We start from the raw sequence: 7,146 nt of genomic DNA, 5'->3' as shown, positions 1-7,146 counted from the left end.
TAATAGTACTCTGTGCAATTTTGAAAGAACATAGTTCTTTCTATATATCTGGTGATTATGGCTTGAAGGTAACACCCGTACCCATTCCGAACACGAAGGTTAAGCTTCAAAGCGCCAATGGTACTGCCGGGGAGGCCCGGTGGGAGAGTAGGTCGTTGCCAGATAAATAATCCTTAGCTAAAAAGCTGAGGATTATTTCATTTTTTGAACTAGTAGATGCATAAAAATATTTTATTTTTGTATATCATTATCATAGAGCTTTTTTTAAATTTAGGTATTGACATGAGATTAAATGGTGGTATAATTTAACACAATAACAAAATCAAGTTATTAGTATAAATGTTTGGAGGAAAAACTCATGGAAAACCTAATTAAAAGAGGAATGACAAGTCAATATGCATATTACTTTAGAAACTGGGGTTATTTTTTTAACGCTGGTTATTTGGCTTGGCAAAAATCTATATGGTTTAATTCTAATGAGTTAATTAATACACAGTAAATAAACTTTCTGTAACTATAAAGTCATAGTGTATTATATTATAAAGATATTTAAAGAAGACTCATTAAAAAGAGAGTCTTCTTTTTTTATAAAAAATTTTACTAGGGGGCTATTTAAATGATTATCGTAATGAAACACAACGCATCAAGAGAAAGTATTGAGGTAATTAAGAAAGAAATTATTGAAAAAGGAGTTCAAGCAGAGGAAATTAAAGGAGAAAAGCGCTGCGTAATTGGTCTAGTTGGTGATACAAGTATTATTGACCCAGCACAAATAGAAGCCAATGAAGAAGTAGAAAAGATAATTCATGTGCAAGAGTCTTATAAAAAGGCAAATAGAATGTTCCATCCAGAAGACTCTATAATACCTGTAGGCGGTGAACTTATTGGGGGCACTAAGCTCGCTGTTATGGCAGGACCTTGTTCAGTAGAAAGTGAAGAGCAAATCGTGGGACTTGCAGAAGAAATTAAAAGATCAGGAGCTACTTTCCTAAGAGGAGGGGCATTCAAGCCAAGAACTTCACCATACAGTTTCCAAGGCATGGGACTTGAAGGACTTGAACTTTTAAAAATAGCTAGAGAAAAGACAGGACTTCCAATAGTAAGTGAGATTATGTCTCCACAGTATATAGAGAGATTCGTAGAGGATGTAGATGTAATTCAAGTAGGAGCACGAAACATGCAAAACTTCGATCTTTTAAAGCAATTAGGTAAAACAAACAAACCAATACTTTTAAAGAGAGGATTAGCTGCTACTATTGATGAATTTTTAATGTCAGCAGAATATATAATGGCAGGTGGGAATGAAAATGTTATTTTATGTGAAAGAGGAATAAGAACTTATGAAACTTACACAAGAAATACTTTGGATTTAAGTGCCATTCCTATAATAAAGAAGCATAGTCATCTTCCAGTAATTGTGGATCCAAGTCATGCAGGAGGAATTTGGTGGCTTGTAGAACCACTAGCAAAGGCGGCTGTAGCAGTGGGAGCAGATGGACTTATGATAGAAGTTCATAATAATCCTGCAAAGGCATTAAGTGATGGATCACAATCCCTTAAGCCTGAAAAGTTCAGTTCACTTATGCAGACATTATCTATAATAGCAAATGCAGTAGATAGAGAAATCTAAGGATATTAATAGGGGGCAAATATGAGGGGGCTAGATTTAAATATAACAATTGTAGGTCTGGGGCTTATGGGAGGATCCTATGCCCTAGCCCTAAAAAAATTAAAGCCAAAAAAGATTTACGCTATTGACATAGATGAAGGGGCTTTAAGCTTTGGGGAGAAGAATGGGATTATTGATAAAGGCTTCATGGATCCTGAGATTCCTTTAAAAGAATCAGATTTAGTAATAATATGCGTTTATCCTAAAATGATAAAAGACTTTATTAAGAATAATATAGAGAATTTTAAGCCAGGAACAGTAATAACAGATATTACAGGAATAAAGAATGAATTTGTTCAGGAAATAAATAATGTTTTAAGAGAAGACATAGATTTTGTTTTTGGTCATCCAATGGCAGGGAGAGAATTTGTTGGAGTAAAATATGCTTCCGAGGAAATATTTAAAGGAGCAAACTATATAATAATCCCTACAGATAAAAATAAAGAAAAAAGTATAGAGTTAATAGAGAATATTGCAAGAAGTATTGGTTTTAAAAATGTAGAAAGGTTAAGCATAGAAAAACATGACGAAGTTATTGGCTTTGCAAGCCAGCTTCCTCATGTAATAGCAGTATCTTTAGTGAATAGTGATAATCTTGATGTTGATATAGGTAAATTTACTGGTGACAGCTATAGAGATCTTACTAGAATTGCTAGAATAAATACAAAGCTATGGGCTGAACTTTTTATGGGAAATAAGGATAATTTAATTGCTCAAATAGAAGAATTTCAAGAAAACATATCAAATATAAAAAATGCTTTAATAAATGATGAAGCTGAGATTTTAGGACAAATTTTAAATAAGGCAAGAAAAAAAAGAGAGGAGATGTCCTAACTTATGGAACTTAGGATAAATCTTACTGAACAGAGTTACCCTATTTATATAGAAAGAGGGGTATTAGGACGATTAGGAGAAGAAATAAAGAAAATATATTCTAATAAAAAAATTGCTGTAGTAACAGATGAAAATGTAGACAAATTTTATGGGGAGAAAGTAAAGGTTAGTCTAGAAAAGGCGGACTTTCAAGTCTTTAAAATAGTAGTAAAACCAGGAGAAAAAAGTAAATCAATAGAGGAACTTGTGAATTTGTATAATAATATTTTAGATGCGGAAATTACAAGAGGAGATCTTATAATTGCTCTTGGGGGAGGAGTTATAGGGGATTTAACAGGCTTTGCGGCCTCTACACTTTTAAGGGGAATTCCATATATTCAGATACCAACTTCCCTTCTAGCTCAGATAGATAGTAGTATCGGTGGAAAAGTTGCGGTAGATTTACCAAGAGGAAAGAACTTAGTTGGAAACTTTTATCATCCACAGGCAGTCTTCATAGATCCAGATGTACTGGATACTTTAGATAAAAGATTTCTTTATGATGGCATGGCAGAGGTAATAAAATATGGATGTATAAAAAATAAGGAATTGTTTTATAAGTTAATGGAGTATGACGAAAAAGGAATTTTAGAAAGCATTGAAGATATAATTTATACTTGCTGCTGTATAAAAAAAGAAATAGTTGAAAAGGACGAAAAGGATAATAATGAAAGAATGATTTTAAACTTTGGACACACCTTAGGGCATGCTATTGAAAAATACTATAACTTTGAAAAATATACCCATGGGGAAGCTGTTGCACTGGGGATGTACATCATAACTAAAAAAAGTCAAGAAATGAATCTAACTAAGAAAGGAACTGCTGAATTGATAGGGAAAGCATTAAGTAAACATAACCTTGAACACGAAATTTACCTAGAAGATAGGGAGAGTATACTTAAAGCAATTTCCCTTGATAAAAAAAGCAAAGGAGAATTTATAGATATAATACTCCTAAAAGATATTGGAGAAAGCTTTATATACAAAATTAAAAAAGAAGAAATGAGTAGTTTTATATAAAAATATACAAGCACAAAAGGAGATGAGATAGTGGGGAACATAAGAATTACACCATCATCTTTAAAAGGAGATATAAAAATTCCACCTTCAAAAAGTTTAGCTCATAGGGCTGTTATATGTGCTGGGCTTTCAGAAGGGATAAGCAATATATATAACATTATTTTTTCAGAGGACATTAAGGCTACCACAATGGGTATGGAGAGCTTTGGAATAGAAGTTAATAGAAAAGATGAAAGTATAAATATTAATGGAAAACCAAAACTAAGCTTGGTAAATAGTATAATAAACTGTAACGAGTCTGGTTCTACTTTGAGATTTTTAATACCGTTAGCGTTACTTACTGGAGAAGAGATAAGTTTTGAAGGAAGAGGGAAGCTTGTGTCAAGACCCTTAGATGTATATTATGAAATGTTCAAGAATCAAAACATACACTATGAAAACAATAATGGACAGCTACCCCTAAAGATAAAGGGATCCTTAAAACCAGGTACCTTTTATGTTAAGGGAAATATAAGTTCTCAATTTATTACTGGACTTATGTTTGCACTTCCATTATTAGAAGGAGATTCTAAAATAATAGTAACCACAGAACTGGAATCTAAGGGATACGTAGATTTAACTATAGATTGCATGGAAAACTTTGGAGTTAAGATAGAAAATAAGAATTATAAGGAGTTTTATATTAAAGGAAATCAAAAGTATATAAACAGAGATTATAGAGTAGAAGGAGATTTTTCCCAAGCAGCCTTTTGGATAATTGCAGGTATCCTTGGAGCTAATATAAAATGTAAGGATTTAAATTTGAATTCTCTCCAAGGAGATAGAATAATACTTGATATAGTAAAAGAAATGGGAGCAAATATTAAGATTAGTGAAGATACTATAGAAGTTTGTGAGTCTCAAACAAAGGGAATTGTGATTGATGCTTCAGAATGTCCAGATCTTGTTCCTATACTTTCAGTACTAGGAGCATTAAGTGAAGGTACTACAAAAATAATAAACGCTGAAAGAGTTAGAATAAAGGAATGCGACAGACTTAAGGCTATGCAAACAGAGCTTAGTAAAGTAGGAGCGGATATAGAAGAAACTAAAGATGGATTAATAATAAGAGGAAAAAGCTCATTAAAGGGAGGAACTGTAGACAGCTGGAATGACCATAGAATAGCAATGGCAATGGCAGTAGCATCAATTAAATGTCAAGAACCTATTATAATAACAAATAGTAATGCTGTTACAAAATCCTATCCTGAATTTTGGAAAGATTTTAAGATGCTGGGGGGAAATATAGATGAGTGGAGTGTGGGGTAGCAAAATAAAATACTCTATTTTTGGAGAATCTCATGGAGAAGCAATAGGAATTACAATAGATGGACTACAGCCAGGAATAGAGCTGAATTTAGAAGAAATAAATAGAGAAATGAGAAGGCGTGCCCCAGGGAAAAACAAACTGTCTACACCTAGGCAAGAAAAAGATGAATTCCAGATTTTAAGTGGTTACTTTAATAATAAAACAACTGGAACGCCGCTCTGTACTGTAATAAGTAATAGTGATCATCATTCAAAGGATTATGAAAAAACTAAAGATTTAATGAGGCCTGGTCACGCTGACTATACAGGGAAAGTAAAATATGGTGGTTTCAATGACTATAGGGGTGGAGGACATTTTTCTGGAAGAATTACTGCACCTATTGTTTTTGCTGGTGCTTTAGCAAAGCAAATCATAGGCAAAAAAGGAATAATGATTGGGAGTCATATAAAGTCTATTGGAACTGTTGGAGAAGAATATTTTGATGAAGTTAATATTAAAGAAGATTTATTAAAGGAACTGTCACAAAAAGAGTTTCCAACTATAGATGAAGAAAAAGGTTTAAGTATGCAACAAGAGATATTAAATGCAAGAGAAAAATTAAATTCAATAGGCGGAATAGTAGAATGTGCAATTTTAAACTTGCCGCCAGGTGTGGGTTCACCATTCTTTGGATCAGTAGAGAGCGTACTAAGCAGTCTTTTATTTTCAATTCCAGCAGTTAAGGGAGTTGAGTTTGGAGCTGGTTTTAGAATATCTAAAATGAAAGGTTCAGTGGCAAATGATGAGTTTTATATCGAGGATGGAACAATTAAAACTTATACAAATAATAACGGTGGAATCTTAGGTGGAATTACAAACGGAATGCCAGTGATATTTAGAGTAGCCTTTAAGCCAACTCCATCCATAGCACAGGAACAGAAAACAGTGGATATTTGCAAAAATGAAAATACTACAATAGAAATTCAGGGACGACATGATCCTTGTATTGTACAGAGGGCTGTGCCAGTGGTAGAAGCAGTAGCAGCTATGGGTATATTAGAATTAATGTAAAGGGGAAGAATCTAATGGACATTTTGCAGAATTTAAGAAATGAAATTGATGAAATAGATAAACAGCTTGTAGAGTTATTTGAAAAGAGAATGGAGACAGTTTTAAAGGTGGCTCAATATAAGAAGGAAAACAATATACCTATATTAAATAAAAGTAGAGAAGATGAGGTTATTGAAAAGAATGTAAAGTACTTAAAAAATAAAGGATATAAGAGGGCAGAGGCAGAGTTTTTAAAAAGTGTAATGGCCATTAGCAGAAAGGCTCAAGCAAAGGAAATTTTTGAATATAATATAGAAGTGAAAGATGATAAAAAAAGCGAGCTTGAGTATTTAGTAAGTAATGAAGCTGCATGTGTACCGAAAAAAGATAAAATAAATGTAGGTTTTCAAGGAGTGCCAGGTTCTTTTAGTGAAGAAGCTCTATTAGAGTATTTTGAAGATGAGGTAACTATTCATAATGTGCGAGAATTCGAAGATATATTCAGAGCACTAAAAAATAATGAAATAGACTACGGAGTGCTTCCTATCGAAAACTCATCCACAGGAGGTATTGTAGAAGTATATGATCTTTTAAGGAAATATGGATTTTTTATAGTTGGAGAGAGAACTATAGAGGTAAATCATAATCTTTTAGGAATAAAGGGAACCAAAATCGAAGATATAAAAGAAGTATATTCTCATCCTCAAGCTTTACAGCAAAGTGGAGAGTTTCTAAAGGATTACCCTCACTGGGAAAAGATACCCTATAGAAACACAGCAGCTAGTGCAGAGCTAATAAAAAACGAAAACAGCAAAGGAAAAGCTGCTATTGGCAGTAAAAGAGCTGGACAAATTTATAATTTAGATATAATAAAGGAAAATATAAATTATAATAAAAATAACTATACAAGATTTATAGTTATTGGAAAGAACTTAGAGTTACAAAGTGATTATGATAAAATTAGTACAATACTTACTTTGCCACATAAGGCAGGTTCTCTATATAACATTTTAAGCATTTTTGCCGAATATAATTTAAGCTTGTTAAAAATTGAGTCAAGACCTATTGTAGATAAGTCCTTTGAATACTTTTTTTACATTGATTTTGAGGGGAATTTAGATAATCAGTTCGTAAAAGAGGCTATAGGTGAACTTAGAAACAATAGCTATGATTTTAAATTGCTTGGGAACTATAAAGCACATAGTATTAATAAATAATTAAATAGTATACTTTATATAAAGATTAA

The 7,146-nt window shown here is 32.5% G+C and carries 7 protein-coding genes and 1 rRNA gene; all 8 read left to right on the top strand.

What is annotated here, in order from left to right:
• Positions 1-47: 47 nt before the first annotated feature.
• The 8 genes from rrf to pheA all read left to right on the top strand — a co-directional run bounded on the left by rrf (position 48) and on the right by pheA (position 7,117).
• Positions 48-164: ribosomal RNA gene (gene rrf, locus DP68_RS18260) — 5S ribosomal RNA — on the top strand.
• Positions 165-358: 194 nt separating this feature from the next.
• Positions 359-499: a hypothetical protein gene (locus DP68_RS19810; RefSeq protein ID WP_291550296.1), complete on the top strand. Its 141-nt coding sequence runs from the start codon at positions 359-361 to the stop codon at positions 497-499.
• A gap of 117 nt (positions 500-616) precedes the next feature.
• Positions 617-1,630 (top strand): 3-deoxy-7-phosphoheptulonate synthase, encoded by a 1,014-nt coding sequence (gene aroF, locus DP68_RS18255; protein WP_035311904.1) that lies wholly within the window; start codon positions 617-619, stop codon positions 1,628-1,630.
• A gap of 21 nt (positions 1,631-1,651) precedes the next feature.
• A complete protein-coding gene (locus DP68_RS18250) occupies positions 1,652-2,503 on the top strand; it encodes a prephenate dehydrogenase (protein ID WP_035311903.1) in 852 nt (283 codons plus the stop codon).
• Positions 2,504-2,506: 3 nt separating this feature from the next.
• Positions 2,507-3,562 carry a 3-dehydroquinate synthase gene (gene aroB, locus DP68_RS18245; RefSeq protein WP_035311901.1) on the top strand — a complete coding sequence of 352 codons (1,056 nt, stop codon included), beginning with the start codon at positions 2,507-2,509 and terminating at the stop codon, positions 3,560-3,562.
• 30 nt (positions 3,563-3,592) lie between these two features.
• Complete coding sequence (gene aroA, locus DP68_RS18240; RefSeq protein ID WP_035311900.1) at positions 3,593-4,870, top strand: 3-phosphoshikimate 1-carboxyvinyltransferase; 1,278 nt, start codon at positions 3,593-3,595, stop codon at positions 4,868-4,870.
• The gene (gene aroC, locus DP68_RS18235; RefSeq protein WP_035311899.1) at positions 4,851-5,921 is read left to right on the top strand and encodes a chorismate synthase; all 1,071 of its coding nucleotides are present in this window, start codon (positions 4,851-4,853) and stop codon (positions 5,919-5,921) included. The genes aroA and aroC overlap by 20 nt, the downstream gene beginning before the upstream one ends.
• Before the next feature lie 14 nt (positions 5,922-5,935).
• Positions 5,936-7,117 carry a prephenate dehydratase gene (gene pheA / locus DP68_RS18230; protein WP_035311898.1) on the top strand — a complete coding sequence of 394 codons (1,182 nt, stop codon included), beginning with the start codon at positions 5,936-5,938 and terminating at the stop codon, positions 7,115-7,117.
• Positions 7,118-7,146: the final 29 nt, after the last annotated feature.

The sequence above is a fragment of the Clostridium sp. HMP27 genome (genome assembly GCF_000765165.1).
Taxonomy (GTDB): domain Bacteria; phylum Bacillota; class Clostridia; order Clostridiales; family Clostridiaceae; genus Clostridium_AK.
This window is presented reverse-complemented; position numbering and strand designations above follow the sequence as displayed.

Coding starts and splice junctions, on each gene's coding strand:
- aroC (WP_035311899.1), top strand. CDS start 4,851: ATGAGTGGAGTGTGGGGTAGCAAAATAAAATACTCTATTTTTGGAGAA.
- DP68_RS18250 (WP_035311903.1), top strand. CDS start 1,652: ATGAGGGGGCTAGATTTAAATATAACAATTGTAGGTCTGGGGCTTATG.
- aroF (WP_035311904.1), top strand. CDS start 617: ATGATTATCGTAATGAAACACAACGCATCAAGAGAAAGTATTGAGGTA.
- aroB (WP_035311901.1), top strand. CDS start 2,507: ATGGAACTTAGGATAAATCTTACTGAACAGAGTTACCCTATTTATATA.
- pheA (WP_035311898.1), top strand. CDS start 5,936: ATGGACATTTTGCAGAATTTAAGAAATGAAATTGATGAAATAGATAAA.
- DP68_RS19810 (WP_291550296.1), top strand. CDS start 359: ATGGAAAACCTAATTAAAAGAGGAATGACAAGTCAATATGCATATTAC.